At 70.4% G+C, this 25,585-nt stretch carries 24 protein-coding genes and 1 tRNA gene; 8 read left to right on the forward strand and 17 right to left on the reverse strand.

The window, feature by feature from the left end; genetic code table 11:
- Positions 1 to 3 precede the first annotated feature (3 nt).
- Positions 4 to 609, forward strand: coding sequence for a cob(I)yrinic acid a,c-diamide adenosyltransferase (cobO, locus tag BLP95_RS09370; protein WP_089678535.1), 606 nt, complete (start codon positions 4 to 6; stop codon positions 607 to 609).
- A 100-nt stretch (positions 610 to 709) separates the two neighbouring features.
- Entirely contained in the window at positions 710 to 2,173 is a 1,464-nt protein-coding gene (locus tag BLP95_RS09375) for a cobyric acid synthase (RefSeq protein ID WP_089678537.1), read from the forward strand.
- Positions 2,174 to 2,207: 34 nt separating this feature from the next.
- On the opposite strand, the gene dkgB is transcribed toward BLP95_RS09375, so the two are convergent.
- From dkgB to bioB, 9 genes are all read right to left on the reverse strand, one after another.
- Positions 2,208 to 3,011 carry a 2,5-didehydrogluconate reductase DkgB gene (gene dkgB, locus BLP95_RS09380; RefSeq protein WP_089678539.1) on the reverse strand — a complete coding sequence of 268 codons (804 nt, stop codon included), beginning with the start codon at positions 3,009 to 3,011 and terminating at the stop codon, positions 2,208 to 2,210.
- A 113-nt stretch (positions 3,012 to 3,124) separates the two neighbouring features.
- Positions 3,125 to 4,111, reverse strand: coding sequence for a hypothetical protein (locus tag BLP95_RS09385; RefSeq protein ID WP_218118532.1), 987 nt, complete (start codon positions 4,109 to 4,111; stop codon positions 3,125 to 3,127).
- Positions 4,112 to 4,146: 35 nt separating this feature from the next.
- Positions 4,147 to 5,436, reverse strand: coding sequence for an adenosylmethionine--8-amino-7-oxononanoate transaminase (bioA, locus tag BLP95_RS09390; RefSeq protein ID WP_089678541.1), 1,290 nt, complete (start codon positions 5,434 to 5,436; stop codon positions 4,147 to 4,149).
- A gap of 117 nt (positions 5,437 to 5,553) precedes the next feature.
- Positions 5,554 to 5,638, reverse strand: a tRNA-Leu gene (locus BLP95_RS09395).
- 43 nt (positions 5,639 to 5,681) lie between these two features.
- A complete protein-coding gene (bioD, locus tag BLP95_RS09400; protein WP_089678542.1) occupies positions 5,682 to 6,383 on the reverse strand; it encodes a dethiobiotin synthase in 702 nt (233 codons plus the stop codon).
- Between the two features lies 1 nt (position 6,384).
- On the reverse strand, positions 6,385 to 7,203 hold the full coding sequence (locus BLP95_RS09405) for a malonyl-ACP O-methyltransferase (protein ID WP_089678544.1): 819 nt from the start codon (positions 7,201 to 7,203) through the stop codon (positions 6,385 to 6,387).
- Positions 7,200 to 7,934 carry an alpha/beta fold hydrolase gene (locus BLP95_RS09410; protein WP_089678546.1) on the reverse strand — a complete coding sequence of 245 codons (735 nt, stop codon included), beginning with the start codon at positions 7,932 to 7,934 and terminating at the stop codon, positions 7,200 to 7,202. The genes BLP95_RS09405 and BLP95_RS09410 overlap by 4 nt, the downstream gene beginning before the upstream one ends.
- The gene (bioF, locus tag BLP95_RS09415; RefSeq protein WP_089678549.1) at positions 7,931 to 9,100 is read right to left on the reverse strand and encodes an 8-amino-7-oxononanoate synthase; all 1,170 of its coding nucleotides are present in this window, start codon (positions 9,098 to 9,100) and stop codon (positions 7,931 to 7,933) included. Before bioF ends, BLP95_RS09410 begins: the two co-directional genes overlap by 4 nt.
- Before the next feature lie 2 nt (positions 9,101 to 9,102).
- On the reverse strand, positions 9,103 to 10,227 hold the full coding sequence (gene bioB / locus BLP95_RS09420) for a biotin synthase BioB (RefSeq protein ID WP_089678551.1): 1,125 nt from the start codon (positions 10,225 to 10,227) through the stop codon (positions 9,103 to 9,105).
- An 82-nt stretch (positions 10,228 to 10,309) separates the two neighbouring features.
- On the opposite strand from bioB, the gene BLP95_RS09425 reads away from it, so the two are divergent.
- Positions 10,310 to 11,026: a ComFC family protein gene (locus BLP95_RS09425; RefSeq protein ID WP_245678725.1), complete on the forward strand. Its 717-nt coding sequence runs from the start codon at positions 10,310 to 10,312 to the stop codon at positions 11,024 to 11,026.
- Between the two features lie 28 nt (positions 11,027 to 11,054).
- Entirely contained in the window at positions 11,055 to 12,071 is a 1,017-nt protein-coding gene (locus BLP95_RS09430) for a serine/threonine protein kinase (RefSeq protein ID WP_089678555.1), read from the forward strand.
- 67 nt (positions 12,072 to 12,138) lie between these two features.
- Here the strand turns inward: BLP95_RS09430 and BLP95_RS09435 are convergent, their stop codons facing one another.
- Positions 12,139 to 12,678 carry a hypothetical protein gene (locus tag BLP95_RS09435; RefSeq protein WP_089678557.1) on the reverse strand — a complete coding sequence of 180 codons (540 nt, stop codon included), beginning with the start codon at positions 12,676 to 12,678 and terminating at the stop codon, positions 12,139 to 12,141.
- 276 nt (positions 12,679 to 12,954) lie between these two features.
- Here BLP95_RS09435 and folE point away from each other — a divergent pair, with 276 nt between their 5' ends.
- The 3 genes from folE (at position 12,955) to BLP95_RS09450 (ending at position 15,544) form a co-directional block, all read left to right on the forward strand.
- Positions 12,955 to 13,512, forward strand: a complete 558-nt coding sequence (gene folE, locus BLP95_RS09440; protein WP_023007262.1) for a GTP cyclohydrolase I FolE — start codon at positions 12,955 to 12,957, stop codon at positions 13,510 to 13,512.
- Between the two features lie 22 nt (positions 13,513 to 13,534).
- Positions 13,535 to 13,936 (forward strand): dihydroneopterin triphosphate 2'-epimerase, encoded by a 402-nt coding sequence (gene folX / locus BLP95_RS09445; RefSeq protein ID WP_023007263.1) that lies wholly within the window; start codon positions 13,535 to 13,537, stop codon positions 13,934 to 13,936.
- Positions 13,937 to 14,086: 150 nt separating this feature from the next.
- Entirely contained in the window at positions 14,087 to 15,544 is a 1,458-nt protein-coding gene (locus BLP95_RS09450; protein WP_089678558.1) for an NAD-dependent succinate-semialdehyde dehydrogenase, read from the forward strand.
- 198 nt (positions 15,545 to 15,742) lie between these two features.
- Here BLP95_RS09450 and purH read toward each other — a convergent pair whose 3' ends face one another.
- The 7 genes from purH to dsbD all read right to left on the reverse strand — a co-directional run bounded on the left by purH (position 15,743) and on the right by dsbD (position 24,066).
- Positions 15,743 to 17,323 carry a bifunctional phosphoribosylaminoimidazolecarboxamide formyltransferase/IMP cyclohydrolase gene (gene purH, locus BLP95_RS09455; RefSeq protein ID WP_089678560.1) on the reverse strand — a complete coding sequence of 527 codons (1,581 nt, stop codon included), beginning with the start codon at positions 17,321 to 17,323 and terminating at the stop codon, positions 15,743 to 15,745.
- Positions 17,324 to 17,429: 106 nt separating this feature from the next.
- On the reverse strand, positions 17,430 to 17,750 hold the full coding sequence (gene fis, locus BLP95_RS09460; RefSeq protein WP_089678563.1) for a DNA-binding transcriptional regulator Fis: 321 nt from the start codon (positions 17,748 to 17,750) through the stop codon (positions 17,430 to 17,432).
- On the reverse strand, positions 17,747 to 18,808 hold the full coding sequence (dusB, locus tag BLP95_RS09465; RefSeq protein WP_089678565.1) for a tRNA dihydrouridine synthase DusB: 1,062 nt from the start codon (positions 18,806 to 18,808) through the stop codon (positions 17,747 to 17,749). The genes fis and dusB overlap by 4 nt, the downstream gene beginning before the upstream one ends.
- A 77-nt stretch (positions 18,809 to 18,885) precedes the next feature.
- Positions 18,886 to 19,800: a 50S ribosomal protein L11 methyltransferase gene (prmA, locus tag BLP95_RS09470; RefSeq protein ID WP_089678567.1), complete on the reverse strand. Its 915-nt coding sequence runs from the start codon at positions 19,798 to 19,800 to the stop codon at positions 18,886 to 18,888.
- Between the two features lie 292 nt (positions 19,801 to 20,092).
- Entirely contained in the window at positions 20,093 to 21,436 is a 1,344-nt protein-coding gene (gene accC / locus BLP95_RS09475) for an acetyl-CoA carboxylase biotin carboxylase subunit (protein ID WP_089678569.1), read from the reverse strand.
- Between the two features lie 43 nt (positions 21,437 to 21,479).
- Positions 21,480 to 21,944, reverse strand: a complete 465-nt coding sequence (accB, locus tag BLP95_RS09480) for an acetyl-CoA carboxylase biotin carboxyl carrier protein (protein WP_089678571.1) — start codon at positions 21,942 to 21,944, stop codon at positions 21,480 to 21,482.
- A gap of 244 nt (positions 21,945 to 22,188) precedes the next feature.
- Positions 22,189 to 24,066 (reverse strand): protein-disulfide reductase DsbD, encoded by a 1,878-nt coding sequence (dsbD, locus tag BLP95_RS09485; RefSeq protein WP_089678572.1) that lies wholly within the window; start codon positions 24,064 to 24,066, stop codon positions 22,189 to 22,191.
- 222 nt (positions 24,067 to 24,288) lie between these two features.
- Between dsbD and BLP95_RS09490 the strand changes: the two genes are divergently transcribed.
- Entirely contained in the window at positions 24,289 to 25,542 is a 1,254-nt protein-coding gene (locus BLP95_RS09490; RefSeq protein WP_089678574.1) for a DUF2333 family protein, read from the forward strand.
- Positions 25,543 to 25,585: the final 43 nt, after the last annotated feature.

Below are 25,585 nucleotides of genomic sequence, written 5' to 3' on the forward strand. Positions count from 1 at the left end.
CAAATGAAAACAGTCGATCCCCAGCGCCATGCCGAGCGCATGGCCCACAAGCAGAAGATCATGCACGAGCGCATCGCCAAGGCCGACAAGGAGCAGGGTGTGCTGCTGGTGCTCACCGGTCCCGGCAAGGGCAAGAGCAGCTCCGGCTTCGGCATGCTGGCACGCGCCCTCGGCCACGGCATGCAGGTGGGCGTGGTGCAGTTTATCAAGGGGGCCTTCAGCACCGGTGAGGAGGCCTTCTTCCGCCAGCTGCCGGGCGTGGAGTACCACGTGATGGGCGAGGGCTACACCTGGGACACCCAGGACCGCGAGCGCGACATCCAGACCGCCGAGGCGGCCTGGGAGGTGGCTCGGCGCATGCTCGCCGACCCGAGCTTCGACATGGTGTTGCTCGACGAGCTCAATATCGCCCTGAAGAACGGCTACCTCGACCTGGATCGCGTGCTGGACGACCTTCAGGCGCGGCCGGCCTTGCAGCACGCCATCGTGACCGGGCGCCACGCCCCCGACGCGCTGATCGAACTGGCCGACACCGTCACCGAGATGAAAGTGGTCAAGCACGCCTTCAAGGATCAGGGCGTGAGGGCCCAGAAGGGCGTCGAACTATGAGCGCCGAACACACCTTCTCCGAGGCACAGCGGGCCGGTGTCTATCGCGCCATCCACGAGCGCCTCGCCGACGGTGAACTCTGCAGGGCACTGGAGGGCCCATGCCCACGCTGATGATCCAGGGCACCACCTCGGATGCCGGCAAGAGCACGGTGGTGGCGGCGTTGTGCCGCGCGCTCCATCGTCGTGGGGTGTCGGTCGCCCCGTTCAAGCCGCAGAACATGGCGCTCAACAGCGCGGTGACCGTGGACGGCGGTGAGATCGGCCGCTCCACGGCGCTGCAGGCGCTGGCCTGTGGCCTCGAACCTCACAGCGACATGAACCCGGTGCTGCTCAAACCGGAGAGCGACCGCGGTGCCCAGGTGATCCTGCGCGGGCAGGTGCATGGCCATATGGACGCGCTGGACTACCACGCCTACAAGCGCGAGGCGCGCGATTCCGTGCTGGCCGCCTGGCAGGCACTGTCGGCGCGCTTCGACGTGATCATCGCCGAGGGGGCGGGCAGCCCGGCGGAGATCAACCTGCGGGCTAACGATATCGCCAACATGGGCTTCGCCGAGATGATCGACTGCCCGGTGCTGCTGGTGGGTGACATCGACCGCGGTGGGGTCTTCGCCCAGTTGGTCGGCACCCTGGAACTGCTCACCGCCTCCGAACGGGCCCGGACCCGGGGCTTTATCATCAACCGTTTCCGCGGCGATATGGCGCTGCTGCAGCCGGGACTGGATTGGCTGGAGGCGTACACCGGCAAGCCGGTGCTGGGCACCTTACCCTACCTCCAGGCCCTGCTGCTCGACGCCGAGGACAGTATCGGTCGCGAGGGGCGTGAGGAGGGGGAGCCGGCGCTGCGCGTGGTGGTCCCGGCGCTGCCGCGCATCAGTAACCACAACGACTTCGACCCCCTGCGTCTGCACCCCCGGGTGTCACTCACCTTCGTGGGGCCCAACCAGGCCATCCCCCCGGCCGATCTGATCATCCTGCCAGGCAGCAAGAGCACCCGTACGGATCTCGCCTGGCTGCGCAGCCAGGGCTGGGAGGTGGCTATCCGCCGCCATCTCCGTTATGGCGGCAAGCTGCTGGGGATCTGTGGGGGATTCCAGATGCTGGGCGACTGGATCCACGACCCTGAGGGCCTGGAGGGGGCGGCCGGCTCGACGCCCGGGCTGGGGCTGATCGAGATGGCGACCCGTATGGTGGCCGGCAAGCAGCTGCGTAACGTGAAGGGGCGCCTGCTGCCGGAGGGCGTGCCGGTCGGCGGCTACGAGATCCACAACGGGGTCAGCGAGGGCGCGGCGCTGGCGCGACCGCTGGTCTCGCTCGACGCCCCCGAAGGAGAGCGCCCGGACGGCGCGGTCAGCGCCGATGGCCAGGTCATGGGGACCTATCTGCATGGCCTGTTCGACCGTGCCGAGGCCTATACGGCGCTGCTGGCGCGCTGCGGCCACCCCAGCGTCGGGCCAGTGGTCGATTATGCCGCTCACCGCCAGGCCGAGCTCGACCGGTTAGCCGATACCCTGGAGGCCCGGCTGGATATGGCCCGTGTGATGGAACGGCTCGAGGCCTGAGCCTTGCTCCTGGCGACCGCCTGGCGCCATCTACTCAGTCCCAGGCCGGCGCGAAGTCGGGGTCGGCGATGCGCTCGCCGCGGTCGAGCTCGGCGATGCGGGCCATCTCCTCGTCGCTCAGGGTGATGTCGAAGGCCGCCAGGTTGCTCTGGATATGTCCGGCACTGGTGGAGGACGGAATGGTCACCAGGCCGCGAGCCTGGATCCAGGCCAGGGCGATCTGGGCCGGGTTGGCGTCGTGATCGGCGGCGATCGCCTTGAGGGTCTCGTCCTGCATCACCTTGCCCACCGCCAGCGGCATGTAGGCGGTGACCTGGATGCCGCGCGCCTGGCAGTGCGCCACCAGCTCGCGGTTCTGCAGGTAGGGATGCACCTCCACCTGGTTGGTGAGCAGCGTCCCCTCGCCGAGGATGCCGATCGCCTGGTCGATATGGGCGCGGGTGAAGTTGGAGACGCCGATGTGCGTCGCCTTGCCGGCGTCCTGCACCGCCTTGAGGGCGTTGAGGTAGTCGTCCATCTGCACCTCGCCGTCGGGGGAGGGCCAATGGATCAGCAGCAGGTCCACGTAGGAGGTGCCGAGCCGATCCAGGCTCTCGTCGACGCTGGCCTCCAGGTCGCCGGGGCGCAGCCGGTCGTGCCACACCTTGGTGGTGAGGAAGATCTCCTCGCGGGGCACCGCGCTTTCGCGGATCGCCTCGCCCACCTCGGCCTCGTTACCGTACATCTGGGCGGTGTCGATGTGGCGGTAGCCCGCTGCCAGGGCGCTCTTCACGCTCTCCTTGAGGACCTCGTCCTTCAGGCGGAAGGTACCGAATCCGGGATTGGGAATGCGCGTCATGGGCGACTCCTTGTCGATGGATGGTGGGCCCGCCGCGGCGAGCCCTTGCCTACCCACCTTGGGGCAGGCGGCCGACCCTTCAAGGCCGTGCCACCCGCTCACGTCGAGTCGCCTTAGAGCGTGACCCGGTCGATGAAGCGGCGGAAGTACATCTCCACGCGCAGGGTAAGCGCCCAGCGCGGATCGCGGTCGGCCTCGCGGGGGAAGTGCAGGGCCGGGGCGACGTCGAGGAAGGTGAAGCCCTTGTGGATGTCGCGGCGGAAGCGCAGCTGCAGGTAGCTGTCCTCGATGGTGGTGTGGGAGAGGCTCTCGCCCAGCACCACGGCGGAGTAGCGCAGCACGCTGCGGTTGTTGATGCGCTGGTTGAGCTCGGCGGCCTGGCTGAACTCCAGGGTGTCTTCCGTCTCGCGCCACTGCACGTTGCTGATGAAGCGCAGGTGGCGCTTCTCGTCCACCGGGCGGCCCAGGTCCCAGCGGGTGCGCGCCGAGTAGCCGTCGTCGTTGAACCAGGAGAAGCGGTTGTCGCTGTGCAGCTGCCAGGGGCCGTCGTCCAGCGTCCAGAGCCGCTCGGAGGTGATGCGGGCGTAGGTTTCCAGCGGCAGGCGCAACTTCACGCCGCCGCCGAGCTCGGTGTTCCACTCCCGGGTGCGGTCGCCTTCTCCCATGGTGCGCAGCCCCACCAGCACGTCCCCGATGCTGTCGACGCGGTCGTCGGTCAGTGCCGACTCCTGCTCGCCGAGGGTGCCGCGGGTCTCGTCGGGTTCGCTCTCGATGATCAGGCGCAGGCGCTCCTCGGTGGTGGGCAGGTCGAGGCGGAAGCGGGCGCCGAAGTCCTGGTCGAACGCCTCGCCCTCCTTCCAGGCGAACTCCTGGCTCAGGCGCAGGTAGGAGTCCGAGTCCACGGTGAGGGCGTCGGTGGTGCCGAAGAAGCCATCGATACTTCGCGAGGTGGTGTCCACCCAGTCGGTCATGGTGGCGTGGAAGGGGCCGATGCGCTTCACCGCCCACTCTGGCAGGTCGCTGTCGTCCTCGGTCATCGGGGTGTCGGCATGGGCGGCCAGGCTGAGGCAGGCCGTCAGGGCGATCAGCGCCTTCTTCATGTCGTGGCTCTCGCGTCGGTTCCTTTGCTCGGAGTCTATCGGAACCAGTCCTTCATGACCTCGGTAATCTGGCGCATCTCCTGTGCCGAAGTGACATAGGCGGGCATGGTGTAGAGCCAGCGGCCGATGGGGCGTAGCCAGACCCCCTGCTCGCGGGCCCAGTCCGCCACCCCGGCGAGGTCTTCCGCCCGGCGGGCCTCGATCACCGCGGTGGCGCCCAGCACCCGCACATCCGTCACCGCCGGGTGAGCGATAAGGCGCTCTTCGTCGAGCAGCTCATGGCGCAGTACCGTGTTCAGTTCGGCGATCCTGCCGAGGTAGTCCTCCTCCTCGAACACCGCTAGGCTCTCCAGGGCCACGGCGCAGGCCAGCGGGTTGCCCATGAAGGTGGGCCCATGCATGAAGGCGTGCTCCGGGGAGTCGCCCACGAAGGCGTCATGCACCCGATCGGTGGCGAGCGTCGCCGCATGGCCGAGGTAGCCACCGGTGAGCCCCTTGGAGAGCACCATGATGTCCGGGGTGATATCGGCATGGTCGGCGGCGAACATCCGCCCGGTGCGGCCGAAGCCGGTGGCCACCTCATCGAACACCAGCAGCACGTCGAACTCGTCGCACAGCTCGCGGGCGCCCGCGAGGTAGTGGGGCGAGGTCATGTTGAGCCCGCCGGCGGCCTGCAGCAGTGGCTCCATCAGCAGCGCGGCGATCTGGTGGTGGTGGCGCTCCAGCACCCCGCGCAGGGCGGCGAGGTCCGCCTCCACCACCTCGGGCTTGGCGTCGAAGGGCGCGGTGGGAGCCGGGGCGAAATGGTGGCGTGGCAGGTAGCCGGCGAACAGCGAGTGCATGCCCTCCTCGGGGTCGCACACCGCCATGCAGCCGGCGGTGTCTCCGTGGTAGGCCTTCATCAGCGACAGCATGCGGTGCTTGCCGGGCCTGCCGCGCAGTTGCTGGTATTGCACCGCCATCTTCATGGCCACCTCCATGCCCACCGAGCCGCTGTCGGAGAAGAAGACATGGTTGAGTCCCGGCGGCGTGATGCGCACCAGCTCCCGGGCCAGGCGGTCGGCGGGATCGTGGGTCAGGCCGCCGAGCATCACATGGCAGAGGGTATCGGCCTGGCGCTGGATGGCGCGTACCAGCCGGGGATGGCGGTAGCCGTGGATCATGCACCACCAGGAGCAGGTGGCGTCGAGCAGCGTCTCGCCGCCTTCCAGGGTGAAGCGCGGCCCCTCGCCGCCGACCACCTTGGGCGCCGGGCGCTGGGTCTTGAGATGGGCATAGGGGTGCCAGACCGGGCTGGCGGCGCTGGCGTGGGTAGCATCACGCATCGAGGCCTCCGGAGAGCGAGGAGTAAACGACGGGCACGCGAAGACGTCGCCGATCTCGGTCGAGATGACGGGGCGCACTGGGTCGCGTCAAGAAGAGGGCGCTTGTGGTGAAGCGAGTGGTGCGGATGGGGAGACTTGAACTCCCACGCCCGAAGGCACCAGAACCTAAATCTGGCGTGTCTACCAATTCCACCACATCCGCACGGGCAGGCAGGTTGGGTATTGTACGGACGCCCCCTGGCAAGTCAATCGGCATCGGGCAGCTCCAGGTGGTCGGCGGCGGCCTCGGCCATGGCGGCCGGGGTGCCCGCGGGCAACCTGGGAATCACGCCCAGGCAGGGCGCGGGCAGCGCAGCCGCGAGGGTCGCCAGGTTGTCGCGATAGAGCGCCTCGTCGGCGGCGAATGCCGGGTCCACCAGGCTACCGACCCAGCCCGCCAGGCGCAGCCCATCCGCGCGGATCGCCTCACTGGTGAGCCGTGCATGGCTGATGCAGCCCAGGCGCAGCCCTACCACCAGGAGGACCGGCAGATCGAGCCTGACGGCCAGGCCGGTGAGGTCCTCGCGGTCGTTCAGCGGCACTCGCCAGCCGCCGGCGCCCTCCACCAGGGTCAGGTCACGCCGGGCGGCCAGCAACTCCCTGGCCCAGGGTGTCAGCTCGGTGAGGCTGACCTCCGTTCCCGCCCGCCGCGCCGCCAGGTGCGGGGCGATAGCCGGGGCGAAGGCGGCGGGGTTGACCGCCTCATACGTCACCGCCGGTCGGCACTGCGCCTGCAGCGCCAGGGCGTCGGCGTTGCGCAGGCCCGCTCGGGTCGCCTCGCTGCCCGAAGCGACAGGCTTGAGGCCAAGGGTGGTCAGGCCGTGGCGACGGGCCAGGGCCAGCAGGCCGCTGGCCACCAGGGTCTTGCCGGCATCGGTGTCGGTACCGGTCACGAAGTAGGCGGGCATCTCAGCGTTCCAGCTCCAGGGTCAGCAGGCGGTAGGTCACGGGAAGCCCCTCGGGTTCGCGCAGGGCCTCATAGCGGCGTGTGGCGCGGGCCAGGTCGGCGCGGGTGAGGCCCTTGCCCCTGGCGGCCTGGGCGCCCACGCCCTTGATGGAGGCCATCACCGCGGCCAGATCGGGGTAGTGGAAGCGTTGCGTATGGGCCTCGACCTCGACGCGGGAGAAGCCGGCGTGATGCGCCTCTTCGGCGTGGCGAGCGGCATCCCGGAAGCCCAGCAGGGCGGCGGGCCGACCGGGGCGTGACCAGGCCGCGGCCACCTCCGCCAGGGTGCCGGGGGCCAGGGTGTTGATCAGCGCCCGCCCGCCGGGGCGCAGCACGCGATGCAGCTCGGCCAGTACCGACTCGAGGTCCGGGCACCACTGCAGGGCCAGGTTGGAGAACACCAGGTCCAGGCGGCCGTCGGGCAGCGGCAGGGCGGCGGCGTCGGCGCACAGCCAGCGGATGCGCTCGCCGTGGCGCCGGCGCGCCTCCTCCAGCATGCCCGGGGCCAGGTCGAGGCCGGTGACCGCGCCACCCTCGCCGAAGCGGTCGGCCAGCCGGGCGCTCCAGTGCCCCGGGCCGCAGCCCAAGTCGAGGGTGGCGTCTGCATGGGCCGGTAGCCGCGCCCACAGGGTCTCGCCCATGGCGTGCTGGGCCACGGCGAGGCGATCGTAGCGGGGCGCGGCGCGGGAGAAGGCGCGGGCGACGCGGCGTTGCCAGTCGGTCGATGGCGCCTGGGCTTGGGCTGTGGCTGGGGCTGGGGCCAGGGCGGTGGCGGCGGTCATCCCGTCACCTCCCCGGCAGATGACTGCCGCGAGGCCGTCATGTCATGGGACAGGACGACCAGGGCCTCGGCCAGGGCGGCGGGGCGCGTGAGCATGGGGCAGTGGCCGGTGCCCTCCAGCACGCGGTCGGCGCCGGCGATCGTCACCGGGGCCAGCAGCGGGTCGCGGCGCCCGACGAGGCGACGGACCGGGCAGGGGGCTTCGGCCAGGGGCCGGGTGACGTCGAGCTCGGCGAGCCAGCCGAGGCCCGTGGCCAGGGTGACGGCCTCGACGTCGTCATCGACCAGCGCCTGCAGGTGGCGATGGGCGCCGCGAGGGTCCGGCTCGCCGCCGAGCTGCCAGCGGCGGAAGTGGGCCAGGGTGGCGCCTGGGTCGCGGGCGAAGGCGCGGCGGAAGGCGGCCAGCGCTTGCGTCGAGACGCCCTCCGGGTGGCAGAAGCGCTCGCCGATGCCGAGCTGAACCAGGCCGCGGGGTGGCGGCAGGTGCGCCAGCAGGGCGGCGGCCAGCAGCCCGCCCAGCGACCAGCCCACCCAGATGGCGTCGGGCGGCAGGACATCGGCCATGGCCGCCGCCAGCGCCTCCCGGTTGCCGTCTATCGCCAGCGGGGAACGGCCGCCATATCCGGGCCAGTCCGGGGTGGTGACCGTGATCTCCCTCGGCCAGTGGTCGGCAAGCGGCTGCCAGATGCCGGTGTCGATGCCCCACCCGGAGAGCAGCACCAGGGTCGTCATGGGGCGCTCTCCCGCGGCTCTGTGTCATGGGCCCGGCAGGCCGCGAGGCCCTCCAGCAGGGCGTCCAGATCGGCGTCGGTGTGGGCGGCGGAGAGGGTGATGCGCAGCCGCGCCTGGCCAAAGGGCACGGTGGGCGGGCGGATGGCGCCCACGGCGAGACCGCGGCCGGCGAGCCGTTCGGCCCAGGCCATCGCCCGGGCATCGTCACCGAGCAGCAGCGGCTGGATCGGTGTGGTGCTGTCCGCCAGCGGCAGGCCCAGGATCGCCGCCTCGCGACGGAAGCGGGCGATCAGCGCGTGAAGTCGCTCGCGGCGCTCCGGCTCGGCGGCGAGCAGCTCCAGGGCCGTGAGGGTCGCCGCCGCCACCCCCGGTGGCTGGGCGGTGGTGTAGACGTAGGGGCGGGCGAACTGGATCAGGTGCTCGATCAACGCCTCGCTACCCGCCACGAAGGCGCCGGCGGTGCCCAACGCCTTGCCCAGGGTGCCCACCAGCACCGGCACCGCGTCGACGCCATGGGCGCGCCCCACGCAGCCGTCGCCATTGTCGCCGAGCACCCCCAGGCCGTGGGCATCGTCGACCATCAGCCAGGCGCCATGACGGCGCGCCGCCTCGGCAAGTCCAGGGATATCGGCGACGTCGCCGTCCATGCTGAAGACCCCGTCGCTGACCACCAGCCGGGGGGCCTCGGCAGGCGCGCGGGCCAGCAGCCGCTCGAGGTCGGCGAGATCAGCATGGTGGAAGCGCCGTGAAGCGGCGCCGGCGAGCCTGGCGCCGTCCAGCAGCGAGGCGTGGTTGAGGCGGTCCTGGAAGATCCGGGTCTCGCCGTCGCTGAGCGCCTGCAGGGTGCCCAGGTTGGCCATGTAGCCGGTGGAGAAGAGCAGCGCCCGGGGGCGCCCCGTGAGCGCGGCCAGGCGTTCTTCCAGCGCCTCGTGGACCTCCAGGTGGCCGTTGACCAGATGCGAGGCCCGGGCGCCCGCGCCGAAGCACCGGGCACCCCAGGCCATGGCCTCGGCCAGCCGCGGGTCCCGGGCCAGGCCCAGGTAGTCATTGCCGGCGAAGTCCAGGGGGGCGGCGCCCGGCGTGGCGGTGCGGCGATGCCGCCAGCGCCCCAGGGCGTGGCGCGCACGGGCGCGCTCGGCGAGCCGGGATGGCCAGTGGGCCGCCATCCTCAGCGCCCGCTGGCATCGACGGCGAGGGCGTCGGCCAGGGAGGCCTGCTCCCGCGCCCCCTGGGCGGCCAGGTCGGCCTCGAGCGCCTGTTCCACCCTGGCCTGCATGCCGGCGTCATCCGTGCAGGTCTCGCGATGCTCCGGATGAAGCCCTAGCCGCTCGAACAGCGCCCGGTCGCGTTCCGCCTGGGGGTTGGCGGTGGTCAGCAGCTGGTCGCCATAGAAGATCGAGTTGGCCCCGGCCAGGAAGGCCAGTGCCTGGGTGGCATCATCCATCTGCTCGCGGCCGGCGGAGAGGCGCACGTGGCTCTTCGGCATCAGGATCCGCGCGACGGCGATGGCGCGGATGAACGCGATGGGGTCCAGGTCCTCGACGTCCTCCAGCGGCGTGCCGGGCACCTTGACCAGCATGTTGATGGGCACCGACTCGGGGTGCGGCTCGAGACGCGCCAGCTGCTGGAGCAGGGCGGCGCGGTCGCGAGGCGCCTCGCCCATGCCCAGTATCCCCCCGGCGCACACCTTCATGCCCGCCTCGCGGACATGGCCCAGGGTCGCCAGGCGGTCGGCGTAGCTGCGGGTGGTGATGATCTCGCCGTAGTACTCCGGTGAGGTGTCGAGGTTGTGGTTGTAGTAGTCGAGGCCCGCCGCGGCCAGGCGTCCGGCCTGGTCGCCGTCGACCATGCCGAGCGTCATGCAGGTCTCGAGCCCCAGCGCCTTGACGCGGCGGACCATCTCCAGCACCACCTCGAGGTCGCGCTCACGCGGGCTCTTCCAGGCCGCGCCCATGCAGAAGCGGCTGGCGCCGGCGTCCCTGGCCGCCCGGGCCTGTTCCACCACCTTCTCGACCTCCAGCAGCTTCTCCCTGCCGAGGCCAGTGTTGTAGTGGCCGGACTGCGGGCAGTACTTGCAGTCCTCCGGGCAGGCGCCGGTCTTGATGGAGAGCAGGGTGGAGACCTGCACGGCGTTGGGGTCGAAGTGGGCGCGATGCACCCGCTGGGCCTGGAACAGCAGATCGTTGAAGGGCAGGGCGAAGAGCGCCTGGATCTCCTCGAGGGTCCAGTCGTGGCGCAGGGCATCGGCGGCGGCTAGGGTCTGGGTATCGGAGGGCAGCACGGCGGTGGGCATGGGGGTGCCTATGGTCAACTTGGTGTCATGGGGTAAGTTGACGGATAGCTTACGGCCGGGCGCGGCATTGTCAACCCGACTGGTGATTGAAGTTGACAAGGCGCTGCGCCGGGCCCTGCCCGGGCGCTGTGCCTTCTGCCTCGCCCCCAGCGAGCGGGGTGCTCCCTGGTGCCATGCCTGCTTCGCGGCGCTGCCCTGGAACCTGCCCGCCTGTCCCGGGTGTGCTGAACCCCTTCCCCTTGCCCTCAGCGGGCAGCGCTGCGGACGCTGCCTGCGCACGCCGCCGGCCTTCGTCAGGGCGCGGGTGCCGCTTCGCTACGTCGACGAGGTGGCCTGGCTGGTGCGGCGCTTCAAGTTCGAGGCCTCGCCGCGGGCCGGGGCGGTGCTGCTGGCGCTGCTGGAGGGCGCCCTGGTGGCGGAGGTCCATGCCTGGCCTCAGGCGCTGGTGGCGGTGCCGCTGCATCCGCGACGCGCCCGGGAGAGGGGCTTCGACCAGGCCGGTTGGCTGGCCAGGCGCCTGGGGCGCCGCCTGGGGGTACCCTGTCTCGATGCCGAGCGGCGCCGCGATACCCCGAGCCAGCGCGGCCTCGACCGCCGCGAGCGCCGAGCCAACCTGCGTCACGCCTTCCGTGTGTCCGGGCGGCTGCCGCCCCGGGTGGCGGTGATCGACGACGTCATGACCACCGGGGCGACCCTGGAGGCACTGGCCCAGGCCTGTCAGGCGGCGGGCGCCGAGGAGGTCGAAGCCTGGGCCGTGGCGCGCACGCCGCGGACGCCGTCGGCGCCGGAAGCCTGGTAGAGTGGGGGCTTTCCCCGGAGGCCGCGACATGGACGAATCCCTGCACTCCCGAGACACCCACTCCGAGCCGTCCCACCCCTTCGCGACCCTCTCGCCCGCCCGGGTGGTGGCGGCCATCGAGTCGCTGGGCTTCTGGCTGCCCGGCGAGCCCTTCGCCCTGAACAGCTACGAGAACCGGGTCTACCTGGTGCATGACGACGAGCGGCGGCGCTGGGTGGTCAAGTTCTATCGCCCCGAGCGCTGGACGGACGCCCAGATCCAGGAGGAGCACGACTTTCTCGCCGAGCTGGCGGCTGAGGGCGTGGCGGTGGCCGCACCCTGGCGCGATGCGACGGGGGCAAGCCTGCACCACGCCGAGGGCTTCCGCCTGGCGCTCTTCCCCCAGTGCCCGGGGCAGGCGCCGGAGCTGGAGAACCCTGCCCACCTCTTCGCCCTGGGGGAGCTGATCGGTGCCGTGCATGCGGTGGGGGAGCGGGGCACCTTTCGCCAGCGCGGGGCGATGGACCTCGACGCCATGGTGGTGGAGGCCCGCGAGCGAGTGCTCGCCGGGCCCTGGCTGGATCGCCGCCAGCGCCAGGCCTACGAGCGCATCACCGCGGCCCTGCACGAGGGGCTCGCCGAGTATCGCTGGCCGCCACACAAGGCGATCCGGGTCCATGGCGACTGCCATATCGGCAACATCCTGGGGCGCGACGAGGCCTTCGCCCTGGTGGACTTCGACGACTGCCTGATGGCGCCCGCGGTGCAGGACCTGTGGATGCTGATCACCGCCCAGGCGCCGGAGGAGCGCCATATGCAGCTCTCCGAGGTGATCGAGGGGTACGAGCAGCACCGCGAGTTCGATCGTGGCGAACTGGCCCTGGCCGAGCCGCTGCGCACCCTTCGCCTGCTGCGGCACAGCGCCTGGCTGGTGGCGCGCTGGGAGGACCCGGCCTTCCCGGCGGCCTTTCCTTGGCTGGCCGATGCCGGTTACTGGGAGGGGCACCTCCGTACCCTGGAGCAGCAGCGCCAGGCGTTGGAGCATTCGCCGCGCTGGCTGGCCTGAGTGGTCGCCCCAAACGCCAGACGCACCCCGGGGGGTGCGTCTGGATCATGCAGAGCCGCTGTTGCGATCACTGGTCGGGGTCGGGCTGCTCGGCGGGGATGGGGTTGGCCACGCCCTCGCCGTTGGCCTGGCGACGCTCGATGTTGATCTGCTCGGAGGGGTTCGCCTGCTCCTCGATGGCCAGGTCGCTGGCCAGCTGCAGCTCGAAGCCGTGTTCCGGGGAGAGCTCGCAGCGGCCGTCCTGGCAGGCGTCGATGCCGAAGTCGCCATCGCTGCCGTAGGCGGCGGCGGAGATCTCGCCGCTGTAGATGTGGCTGTCGCCCGCCTCGGCGTCGATGCAGGTGACGCTGTCGGTGGTCAGGCGGATGCGGTCTCCATCCAGGCGTGCATCGCCCACCATCACGCAGTAGTCCGGCACCTGATGGCTGCCGCTGCCATCGGCGACCGGGCGCAGCAGGACGTCGTCGCGCTCGGGGGTGTCGGCATCGAGCACCAGCGGCTCGATCACCTGCATCTCGAGGCGGGCGTCGGCGGGCAGTTCCAGGGAAGTGGCGAAGGCCAGGGTGGGGGCCAGCAGGGCGCCCAGCAGCAGGGAGATCTTGGTCATGTCGGGCTCTCGGGGGATGATCTGCGCAGCATGAAGGCCTGTATGGTACCACAGCCACGTGGCCTGCCTCATCGGCCTTTGGCGGGTGCGGCAGGATGTCGCGACCGACGCGAGGCCGCCGCGAGGGGGAGCCCCATCGCCCGGGCTGGTAGACTGTCCGAGTGTGAGTCGAAAAGATTGTACAAAAATAGATTCCTGTATATCTTTTGTATATTGATGGCGTCTCCCTCCCTGAGGCGCCTTCCCGAGAACGGATCCACCTGACGGGTACCCCCGATGACCGAAGAGCTCGCCAACCACTACCGACAGATCATTCGCGCCGTGGGAGAGGATCCCGGGCGGGAAGGGCTTCTGGACACTCCCAAGCGCGCCGCCAAGGCGATGCAGTTTCTCAACCGTGGCTACCTGCAGTCGCTGGAGGAGATCGTCAATGGCGCCGTGTTCGAGTCCGAGACCGACGAGATGGTGCTGGTCAAGGATATCGAGCTCTACTCCATGTGCGAGCATCACCTGCTGCCCTTCATCGGCAAGTGCCATATCGCCTACCTGCCCAGCGGCAAGGTGCTGGGGCTCTCCAAGTTCGCGCGCATCGTCGACATGTATGCGCGGCGCATGCAGATCCAGGAGAACCTGACCCGCCAGATCGCCGAGGCGGTGCAGGAGGTCACCCAGGCACGCGGCGTGGCGGTGGTGATCGAGGCCCAGCACCTGTGCATGATGATGCGCGGGGTCGAGAAGCAGAACTCCAGCATGACCTCCTCGGTGATGCTCGGCGCCTTCCGCGACAACATCTCGACCCGTCAGGAGTTCCTGACCCTCATCCACGGACGCTGAATCCTCCAGGGAGAGCCGGCCCATGCCGCTGCACGCCATCGACGACCAGCACTTCGACCATGACCTGGCGACCATCCGCATCAAGAACCTCCGCCTGCGCACCTATATTGGCATCAAGGAGGAGGAGATCAAGAATCGCCAGGATGTGGTGATCAATGCGGTGATTCGCTACCGCGCCGACAAGGCGGTGGCCTTCAACCATATCGAGCAGGCGCTGAACTACCGCACCATCACCAAGCAGGTGATCGCCCACGTCGAGGAGAACCGCTTCCTGCTGCTCGAGCGCATGACCCGCGAGGTGCTTGACCTGATCATGGCCCACGAGCAGGTGCTCACCGCCCAGGTCGAGATCGACAAGCCCCACGCCCTGCGCTTCGCCGACTCCGTCTCCATCACCCTCTCCGAGAGCCGCCAGCCACGCTGACGCCGTCCCCGCTTCACGGCTCGCGATGTCTCGAACGGGATTGTCGGCGCGTTGATGCAGGCGGGCGCAAAGACGGTTGGAGTGGCACGCGCTTTGCGCTTAGCATGAGGGCAAACCGACCCGATCGCCGCGTCGCGGCAGGAGACCGAGATGGAAGCCCTCAAGGAAACGCAGCTCTACTGTCCCTTCGCCTATATCGACGGCAGCTGGGTGGCCGCCGATAGCGGCGAGCAGATCAAGGTGGTCAACCCGGCCACCGGCGAGCCCATGGGCGACGTGCCGCGCCTGGGGCGCGCCGAGACCGAGCGCGCCATCGAGGCCGCCCACGCGGCCCTGCCGGCCTGGCGAGCGCTGACCGCCCAGGAGCGTGCCGACATCCTGATGAAGTGGCACGACCTGATGCTCGAGCACCAGGACGACCTGGCGATGATCATGACCTTCGAGCAGGGCAAGCCGCTCAAGGAGGCCGCCGGCGAGATCGCCTATGCGGCGAGCTTCCTGCGCTGGTTCGCCGAGGAGGCGCGCCGCGTCTACGGCGAGACCATCCCTGCCGCCAAGGCCAACCAGCGCATCGTGGTGACCAAGCAGCCGGTGGGCGTGGTCGGCTCCATCACTCCCTGGAACTTCCCCGCGGCGATGATCACCCGCAAGGCCGGGGCGGCGCTGGCCGCCGGCTGCACCATCGTCTGCAAGCCGGCCAGCCAGACCCCCTTCTCGGCCACCGCCCTGGCGCTGCTGGCCGAGCGTGCCGGCGTGCCGCGCGGGGTGTTCAACGTGGTGCCGGGCCGGGCCAGCGAGATCGCCGCGGCCATGACCGAGTCGCCGCTGGTGCGCAAGATCACCTTCACCGGCTCCACCGAGGTGGGGCGCGAGCTGATGGCCAACGCCTCCCAGCACATCCAGAAGATCTCCCTGGAGCTCGGCGGCAATGCGCCCTTCATCGTCTTCGAGGACGCCGACCTGGACGCCGCGGTGGAGGGGGCAATGGCGGCCAAGTTCCGCAACGCCGGCCAGACCTGCGTGTGTACCAACCGCTTCCTGGTGCAGTCCAGCGTGGTCAACGCCTTCTGCGAGAAGCTCGCCGTGGCCATGAACAGCGAGCTCAAGGTGGGCGATGGCACCCAGGCGGGCATCAACATCGGCCCGCTGATCGACGAGAACGCCGTCTCCAAGGTCAGCGAGCACGTCCAGGACGCCGTCAACCACGGCGCCGAGCTGCTGCTGGGTGGCCACCCGCACCCGCTGGGCGGCAACTTCTTCTCGCCGACCCTGATCAGCTTCGCCACCGACCAGATGAAGGTTGCCCGGGAGGAGACCTTCGGCCCGCTGGCCGCGGTCTTCCCCTTCGACGACGAGGAGAGCGCGGTGCAGATGGCCAACGACACCGAATACGGCCTCGCCGCCTACTTCTACTCCCGCGACCTGGGTCGCGTGTGGCGCGTCGCCGACGCCCTGGAGTACGGCATGGTGGGCATCAACACCGGGCTGATCTCCAACGCCGCCGCGCCCTTCGGCGGGGTCAAGGAGTCCGGCCTCGGCCGCGAGGGTGGCCACCAGGGGCTGGAGGAGTTTCTGGAGACCAAGTACCTCTGCATCGATCTCGGGTAAGAGCGACAAGGCCCAAGGGGCAAGGAACAAGCGGCTCGTCGACGGGCCGCAATCCCGCCCACGAAAAAACCCACTCGACCGGACGGTCGAGTGGGTTTTTTATCGAGGAGCGTCGACAGATCGGATGACGGCAAGAAGCGTCGGCACTGGCATTCCTTGCTCCTTGCTCCACGCTCCACGCTCCTCGCCGCAGGCGCTTCAGTGGCGGAAGTGGCGCATCCCGGTGAAGACCATGGCGATGCCCGCCTCGTTGGCGGCGTCGATCACCTCCTGGTCGCGCATGGAGCCGCCGGGCTGGATCACCGCGGCGATGCCGGCGGCGGCGGCGGCGTCGATGCCGTCGCGGAACGGGAAGAAGGCGTCACTGGCCATCACCGAGCCGGGCACCGAGAGGCCCTCGTCGGCGGCCTTGATGCCGGCGATCTTCGCCGAATAGACGCGGCTCATCTGGCCGGCACCCACGCCGATGGTCTGGCCATCCTTGGCGTAGACGATGGCGTTGGACTTGACGTATTTGGCCACCTTCCAGGCGAAGGCCAGGTCGCGCAGCTCCTGCTCGGTGGGCACCCGTTCGGTGACCACGGTGAGCTCGTCGCGACCCACCATGCCTAGGTCGCGGTCCTGGACCAGCAGCCCGCCGGTGACGCGCTTGAAGTCGTGGGCGTGCTCGCGCTTGCCAGGCCAGTGGGCACCGACGTCGAGCAGGCGCACGTTCTGCTTCTCGGCAACGATCGCCGCGGCCTGCTCCTCGATTCCGGGGGCGATGATCACCTCCACGAACTGGCGGTCGATGATGGCGCGGGCGGTCTCGGCGTCCAGCGGCACGTTGAAGGCGATGATGCCGCCGAAGGCGCTGGTGGGGTCGGTGGCGAAGGCCTTGTCGTAGGCTTCGAGGGGGGTGCTGCCGACCGCCACGCCGCAGGGGTTGGCGTGCTTGACGATGACGCAGGCGGTCTCGGTGAAGGCCTTGACGCACTCGAAGGCGGCATCGGTGTCGGCGACGTTGTTGAAGGAGAGCGCCTTGCCGTTGCGCTGCTCGGCGGTGGCCACGCTGGGCTCGCTGGCGTCGGCCTCGACGTAGAAGGCGGCGTTCTGGTGGGGGTTCTCGCCGTAGCGCATGGCCTGCTTCTTGATGAACTGCAGGTTGTAGGTGCGCGGGAAGCCATCCTCGCCGCCGGGGACGCGCTGGCCGAGGTAGTCGGCGATGGCGGCATCGTAGCCGGCGGTGTGCTCGAAGGCCTTGACCGCCAGGTCGAAGCGGGTGGCGTCACTCACCGCGCCGTCCTGGGCGGCGATCTCGCCCAGCACCCGGGCATAGTCGCCTGCATCCACCACGATGGTGGTGTGGGCGTGGTTCTTGGCGCAGGCACGCACCATGGTGGGGCCGCCGATATCGATGTTCTCGATGGCGTCTTCCAGGGTGCAGTCGGGCCTGGCCACCGTCTGGGCAAAGGGGTAGAGGTTGACCACCACCATGTCGATGGGCGCGATGTCGTGCTCGGCCATCACCGCGTCGTCCTGGCCGCGGCGACCCAGGATGCCACCGTGGATCTTCGGGTGCAGGGTCTTGACCCGGCCATCCATGATCTCGGGGAAGCCGGTGTGCTCGGAGACCTCGGTGACCGCGATGCCGTTCTCCTGGAGCAGGCGGAAGGTGCCGCCGGTGGAGAGCAGCTCGACGCCGTGCTCGGCGAGCCCGCGGGCGAAGTCGACGATGCCGGTCTTGTCGGAGACGCTGATCAGCGCGCGGCGAACCGGGGTGGGGGAGGCTTGGGCCATGGGGTCACTCTCTGCTGGCATGAAGGAACGGGGCGGGGACGAGGCCGTGTCGACCCTGGGGCGACACGCGGAAGGGAGCCTCTGGGCTCCCCTCGCCGAAACGGGGTCAGATCAGGTCATACTGCTTGAGTTTCTTGCGCAGGGTGCCGCGATTGAGGCCGAGCATCTCGGCGGCGCGGGTCTGGTTGCCCTGGGTGTGGTCGAGCACCGCGGCCAGCAGCGGCGCCTCGACCTCGGCCATGACCATGGCGTAGAGGCCGGTGACGTCGCCACCGTCGAGGTGGGCGAAGTAGCGGCGCATGGCGAGGTCGACCGCCTCGCGCAGAGGCTGCTGGCCCCCCTGGGGCGCGGCGAGGTCAGGCGCGTCGGTGTCGAGCGGGCGGCCTTGGGTAAGCGCTGGGTCGGAGGGTAGGGCGTGGCTGGTCATGCGGCTCGTGTTCCTTTCGAGGTCGCACCCGGCTCGCGCGGCGCAGCGGCCGACGGGCGGGCATGACCGAAGAGATCGTCGATGAAACGGTGCTGTTCGTGGCGACTCTCGAGGCGGTTGAAGCGCCCCTTGAGCTCGCCGCGCCGCGCCTCGTCGAGGCGGGCGTCGCCGGCCAGGTACCAGCCGACATGCTTGCGGGCGATCCGCACGCCCATGTGCTCGCCGTAGAAGGCGTGCAGGGCGTCGAGGTGGTCGCGCAGCACCCCGGTGCGCTCGTCGTCGCTCGGCGGCGCCAGCGTCTCGCCGTGGCGCAGGTAGTGGTCGATCTCGCGGAAGATCCAGGGGTTGCCCTGGGCGCCGCGGCCGACCATCACCGCATCCGCCCCAGTATAGTCGAGGACGGCGGCGGCCTTGTGCGGCGAGTCGATATCGCCGTTGGCGAACACCGGTATCCCCACCGCGGCCTTGATGGCGGCGATGGTGTCGTACTCGGCGTGGCCGGTGTAGCGCTGCTGGCGATGGCGGCCGTGGACCGCCAGGGCCTGGATGCCGGCCTGCTCGGCGAGGCGCGCCACGCGCACACCGTTGTTGCTGTCGGCGCACCAGCCGGTGCGGATCTTGAGCGTCACCGGCACCTCCACCGCGGCCACCACCGCCTCGAGGATCTCGGCGACCAGCGCCTCGTCGCGCAGCAGCGCGGAGCCGGCGGCCTTGTTGCATACCTTCTTGGCCGGGCAGCCCATGTTGATGTCGATGATCTCGGCACCCATCTCGGCGTTGAGCCGGGCGGCCTCGGCAAGCATGGCGGCATCGCCGCCGGCGATCTGCACGCTGCGCGGGCCCGGTTCGCCGCGATGGTCCATGCGCAGGCGGGACTTGCGGGTGTGCCACAGGCTGGGGTCGGCGGTGACCATCTCGCCCACCACCAGGCCGGCGCCCAGGCGGCGGCAGAGCTGCCGGAAGGGGCGGTCGGTAACGCCGGCCATGGGCGCCAGGATCACCCGGTTGGCAAGGGAGTGGCGGCCGATGCGCGGCGGTGGCGGCTGGGTCTCGGACATGGCTCGGGGCGTTGGCGGAAAGGGGGCATATCATACGCCCCCGAGGAGGTCGGGTGAAGTGGCCAGCCGGGACCGGTTCAGCCGGGACGGCGACCGGTGAGGCGCACCCAGCCCTCGCGACATGCCGGCTCGTCCATCACCAGCCCCTGCTCGCGGTAGGCCTCGAGCACCGTTTCGGCCTGGGCCTCGAGGATGCCGGAGAGCGCCAGGCGTCCGCCAGGGGCCACGTGGCCGGCGATCATCGGCGCCAGCTCCACGAGGGGGCCGGCGAGGATGTTGGCGACCACGATGGGGAAGGTCTCGGCATCGTCGAGCTGTTCCGGGTAGCAGAGCCGCAGGTCCGCCTCGGCCACCTCGTTGCGCTCGGCGTTGTCGCGGCTCGCGGTGAGCGCCTGGGGGTCGATGTCGGTGCCCACCGCCCGCGCCGCGCCGAGCCTGAGGGCGGCGATGGCCAGTATCCCGGAGCCGGTGCCGATATCGAGGACCGCCTGGCCGTCGAGGGCCTCGCTCATCGCCAGGCCATCGAGCCACGCCAGGCACAGCGCGGTGGTGGGGTGGGTGCCGGTGCCGAAGGCGAGCCCCGGGTCGAGGTGCAGGTTGACCGCGCCGGGCTCCGGCGGCGCGTGCCAGCTGGGTACGATCCACAGCCGCTGGCCCATCTGCAGCGGCTGGAAGTCCTCCATCCACTCGCGTTCCCAGTCGCGGTCGGCGAGCAGCTCCACCTCGATCTCGGGGCAGGGCTCCTCGGGCTGCTCGGCGGCCCAGGCCTGGCGCACCCGCTCGAGCATGGCGTCGACCCCCTCGAGGTCGTCATAGAGGCCGGTGAGCACGGTCTCGTGCCACAGGGGGGTGCTGCCGCGTTCGGGCTCGAACACCGGGTCGTCGTGGGCGTCCTGGAGGGTGATGGCGGTGGCGCCCTCGGCGAGCAGCAGCTCCTCGAGGGACTCGGCCTGTTCCGGGGCGATACGGGCCTTGAGTTGCAGCCAGGGCATGGGCGCTTCCGTGGTGGTTCAGGAGTGAACAGGCCGCATGGCGTGACGCTGCGGCCCGGAATGATGGCGTGGCGCGGTGGCGAGGGGCGCCGGGTTCAGGCCTGGAGGTCCTGGTCGAGCGTGCAGGAGGCTCGGGACTGACCCGGTGACAGGCTTGTGCAGGGGCGCTGTGAACCCGTCCCTGGGCGCTACCGATTCCATCCTTGGAATAGGACCCTTTCAAGCCTGTCCCCGGCGCCCCTCGCGGCTAGCCCTGGAGAGGCGCTCGGGCGCTATGCCGCCTGCCTCGAGGCTACAGCCCCAGCTTCTTCTCCAGGTAGTGGATATTGACCCCACCCTGCTGGAAGTAGCCGTCGCGCACCAGGTCCTTGTGCAGGTCGGTGTTGGTCTTGATGCCCTCCACCAGCAGCTCGTCCAGGGCGATGCGCATGCGGGTCAGCGCGGTCTGGCGGTCGGCGCCCCAGGTGATCAGCTTGCCGATCAGCGAGTCGTAGTGGGGCGGCACCGTGTAGCCGGTGTAGACGTGGGAGTCCATGCGCACGCCCAGGCCACCCGGCGGGTGGTAGAGGCTCACCTTGCCCGGGGAGGGCATGAAGGTGCGCGGATCCTCGGCGTTGATGCGGCACTCGAAGGCATGGCCGGAGACGGCGACGTCCTCCTGGCGGATCGAGAGCGGCAGGCCGGAGGCGATGCGCAGCTGCTCCTTGACGATGTCCACGCCGGTGACCATCTCGGTGACCGGATGCTCCACCTGGACCCGGGTGTTCATCTCGATGAAGAAGAACTGGCCGTCCTCGTAGAGGAACTCGAAGGTGCCGGCGCCACGGTAGCCGATGGTGATGCACGCCTCGCGGCACGCCTCGAGCACCTCGGCACGCGCCTCGGGATCGAGCATCGGCGCAGGGGCCTCCTCGATCACCTTCTGGTGGCGGCGCTGCAGCGAGCAGTCGCGGTCATAGAGGTGGATGGCGTTGCCCTGACCGTCGGCCAGCACCTGGACCTCGACGTGGCGCGGCTTCTCGAGGAACTTCTCCATGTAGACGGTGCCGTCGCCGAAGGCCGAGTGGGCCTCGGTACGGGTCACGTTCACCGCGGAGAGCAGGTGCGCCTCGGTGTGCACCACGCGCATGCCGCGCCCGCCGCCGCCGGCGGCGGCCTTGATGATCACCGGGTAGCCGATGCGCCGGGCGGTGGCGAGGATCTGGGCCTCGTCATCCTCGGGCAGCGGGCCGTCGGAACCCGGCACCGTGGGCACGCCGGCCTTCTTCATCGCCTCGATGGCGCTGACCTTGTCGCCCATCAGGCGAATGGTCTCGGCCCTGGGGCCGATGAAGGTGAAGCCGGAGCGTTCGACCTGCTCGGCGAAGTTGGCGTTCTCCGAGAGGAAGCCGTAGCCGGGGTGGATGGCGCTGGTGTCGGTGACCTCGGCGGCGCTGATCAGCGCCGGGATGTTGAGGTAGGACTGGGCCGAGGGGGCCGGGCCGATGCACACGGCCTCGTCGGCCAGGCGCACGTGCATCAGCTCACGGTCGGCCTTGGAGTGGACCGCCACCGTCCTGATGTCCAGCTCCTTGCAGGCGCGCAGGATGCGCAGGGCGATCTCGCCGCGATTGGCGATGAGTACCTTGTCCAGCATGATGGATCCGCCAGTGTCGGGTGAATGAGGAGGGAGGCGTGGCTCAGGCGATGACGACCAGCGGCTGGTCGAACTCCACCGGCTCGCCGTCCTCGACCAGGATCGCCTCGATCACGCCGTCGCGGTCGGCCTCGATCTGGTTCATCATCTTCATGGCCTCGACGATGCACACCGTCTCGCCCTTCTTGACGCTGGAACCCACCTCGATGAAGGGCTTGGCGCCCGGCGCCGGCGAGCGGTAGAAGGTACCCACCATGGGCGAGTTGATGGCCTGGCCCTGGAAGCTGGGGCCCTCGGCGGCCGGCTCCGCGGCCTCGGCGGGTGCCGGGGCGGCGGGGGCACTGTGCTGGGCCGGGGCGGCATAGCCCTGGGGCATGGGGGCCTGCCAGTTGACGCCGTTGGGGTGGCGGCTGATGCGGACCGACTCCTCCCCCTCCTGGATCTCGATTTCGCTGATGTTCGACTCTTCCAGCAGCTCGATCAGCTTCTTGACCTTGCGGATATCCATGACGTTCGTCCCGATCGGTTGGATGCGGTGGATGGCCGTTGGCCCGGCGCTGTCAACCATGGCCAACTTCTATTAGATCGCGGCAAGATGACGACTCTTCCGCCTCTAAAGGCCTTGAAAAGGGGTGTCGGCGGAGTTTGCCGAAAAACCGTGGGTATGTCCAGCGTAGACGAAAACGCCGTTCACGCCCCCGCCGAGGGGCGTGAACGGCGTCCTCGCAGGCGCCTCAGGCGCCTCAGGCGCCTCAGGCGCGTTCGGCGGGGCGTGCCTCGAGCCAGTCGAGCATGCCGTTGAGGTGGCGGGCCAGCGCCTCGGCATCGGGTTCGCCGAGGATGCGCGCCTCGCGAATCTCCTCGCCGCCCTGGAAGAACAGCAGGCTGGGGGGGCCGAACAGCTCGAAGCGGTCGAGCAACTCGCGAGAGGTGGCGTCGGTGTCGGTGACATCGACGTTGATGCGGGCGAAGGCGGCCAGCGGCTCCGCCACCCGCGGGTCGGGATAGACCTGGCGTTCGAGCTGCTTGCAGGAGATGCACCAGTCGGCGGTGAAGTGGACGAAGGCGACCCGCTCCTCGGGCAGGGCGGCGAGCGCCTGGCGCAGCTCGCCGAGCTCGGCCACGGTGGTCACCGCTTGGGTCGGCTGGCCGCCTGGGGAACCGCCGCCGTTCGCGACCGTGAGCGGGGCCAGCGGGCGTAGCGGGTCGCTGGCCCCGCCGGCGGCGCCCAGCACCAGCGCCAGGCCCCAGGCCAGCAGCAGCAGGCCCAGTGCCTGGCGTGCCCGCGGCCACCCCTGGGGGAGGTTGGTGGACATGGCGCCCAGCGCCAGGGCGGCGCCCACCGCCAGGGCCGCCCACAGCAGCAGCACCGCGCTGGCAGGCAGCAGGCGCTCCACCAGCCAGATCGCCACGCCCAGCAGCAGGATGCCGAAGGCCACCTTGACCCCATTCATCCAGCCGCCGGTGCGCGGCAGCAGGGTGGTGCCGAAGGTGCCTACCAGCAGGAGTGGCACGCCCATGCCGAGGCCCAGGGCGAGCAGGGCGGCGCCCCCCATCACGGCGTCGCCGGTGGAGGAGATGAACACCAGGGCGCCGGCCAGCGGGGCGGAGACGCAGGGCGAGACCACCAGCACCGAGAGCGCACCGGCCAGCGCCAGTCCCGCGGGGCCGCTGCGCTGGGCGCGCGCCTGCCAGGCGTCGATGCGCGTGGCGAGGCGCGGCGACAGGCGCATCTCGAAGGCGCCGAACATGGCCAGGGCGAAGAGGGTGAAGAGCAGAGCGAAGGTGATCAGCACCGGCGCCGACTGCAGTCGCGCCTGGAGGTTGAGGCCGGCACCGAACAGGCCCATCAGCACGCCGGCCGCGGCATAGGTGAGCCCCATGCCCAGCACGTAGCTGGCCGAGAGCACGAAGGCGCGCGGCCGGCTGGGGTTCTGGCCGACGATGATCGAGGAGAGGATCGGCACCATCGGCAGCACGCAGGGGGTGAAGGTGAGCCCCAGGCCGGCCAGGAAGAAGAGCCCCAGTGCCAGCGGCAGGCTCGCCTCGGCCACCAGTGCCTGGAAGCGGCCGTCCTCGCTGCGCGGGGCCGGGGCGCCGGCGGCAGCGGCGGTCTCGGCCGGCCGGGCGTCACCTCTGCTCTTGCCATCCTCGGCCGACGCCTGCTCGGGTTGCCAGTCGGCGAAGGCGGGCGGCGCCTGCTGCTGGGCGGCCGTCATCTCGACCCGCTCCGGGGGATAGCATAGCCCGGCATCGGCACAGCCCTGGAAGGTCAGGGTCAGCGGCAGTCCACCGCGATGCGCCTCCGCGAGCGGCACCTCGAAGACCACACGCTCCCGGAAGGTGTAGACGTCGCCGAGGAACTCGTCGCTGGTGAAGCGGCCCTCGGGGAGCTCCGGCTCGCCCAGGGCGACCTCGGAGGCGACCTCGAACCGGTGGCGGTAGAGGTAGTAGCCCTCTTCGGCCTCGACACCGACGTAGAGGGTGTCGCCGTCGTGCCAGGCGCTGGGCTGGAAGGCCTCGAGTACCGGCAGGAACTCCTTGTCATCGTCGCCACCGAACCACTGGGCCTGGGCGGCCAGCGGCAGCACAAGCAGCAGGGCGAGGGCGAGGTGTCGTACAACGTTCACGGGGCATCCTGTCCTTGGTTGGCGTTGGCATGGCGACTGGCGTCGCCGCTGGCGTTCAGACCCCGCGGGGCCGGTCGGGTTCCGGCCCCGCAGGCGCTCACCGCACGGGCGGCTCGGGTGCTAGGATACCCTACGGATGGGCGCCCCTTCAGCGCCGGCCGCCTGCCAGGGTGCGCCACGTTGTCGCAACCGCCCGGTCTCGCATCGAAAAGGAATCTGACCATGGCTTGGACACGCAAGGGCGACGCCAGGCGTCGCAAGAGGGTCGAGGCGCTGGAGCGCCCCGATTACGGCTGGATCTGGAAGCCACTGCTGGGCCTGCTGCTGCTGTATGTGGTGGTGACCCTGGCCCTCGGGGCCTGGTGGAGCCGCACCCCGGCGGTGCACAGCGTGGAGCGGTTGCCCATGGAACGCCGCGGCGATGCCGGCGCCGAACCCGCCGCCCGTGGCGCGGTGACGGTGGCCACCCTGGCCTCCATCGTCGAGACCCTCTACGCCAAGCCCGGCGGCTACCTGCGTAACGACCGGCTGCCGCCCGGGCTGTGGCTCGACAACATGCCCAGCTGGGAGCGCGGCGTGCTGCGGCAGGCCCAGGACCTGGCGCGGGCGCTGCCCTCGATGCATCCCGGGGAGGCCGGGGAGCTGGAAACGGCGATCCGCGGCCTGGCCGGCGACGGCCTCGACTGGTACCGGCCCGCCACCGAGACGCACCTGGGCGAGGCGGTAGCCGCCCTGGATCGCCAGCTGTCGATGATGAGCGGCATGCAGACCGAGGGCTTCACCCCCGGGGCGGGGCTGCCGCGCTGGCTGGCCGATGTGGGGGCGCGGCTCGACGACCTTGGCCTGCGCCTCGCCTCCGGTGCCGGGTCTCACCAGCTGCTGCGGGAGCTGGCCATCGACACCGAGGCGCTGCCCGCCGGCACCCCCTGGTATCGGGTCGACAACGTCTTCTTCGAGGCGCGCGGCACCGGCTGGGCGCTGGTGCAGATGCTCGAGGGGGTGCAGCGCGACCAGGCCGACGCCCTGGCCAAGGCCGGCGTCGTCGAGCGCTGGGAGCGGCTGCGTGCCGAGCTGGCCATGACCCAGCGCCGGCTGTGGAGCCCGCTGGTGATGAGCGGTTCGGGCTTCGGGCCCTTCGCCAACCATGCGCTGGTGATGGCGCTGCACGTCAGCCGTTCCCGGGAGCTGGTCGAGGAGATCCGCGAGGCGCTGGTGGCGAGCGCGGCGCTGCCGGCGACGGCCGCTGAGCCCGGTGCGGCCCCGGCCAGCGAGCCCGAGGTGATCGAGGTGACGCCCGCGGGCGAGGCGCACGCCCAGGATGGGGCGTCCACCGCTGCCGAGGGGGCCACCGGCGGCGAAGAGGTGGCCGCCAAGGACGCCACGGCCGCAGGGGCCGGCACCGACGCATCGACCGAGGGTACCGGCGACGCCGAGGCGTCACCCTCAGACGAGCAGGAGCAGGCGGCCGAGGAGTGAGGTCGTCTCTCCACCGCCGAGGGTGCCGCCAGCGATGGGGCCA

It is taken from the genome of Halomonas shengliensis, assembly GCF_900104135.1.
In the GTDB taxonomy this organism is placed as follows: domain Bacteria; phylum Pseudomonadota; class Gammaproteobacteria; order Pseudomonadales; family Halomonadaceae; genus Halomonas; species Halomonas shengliensis.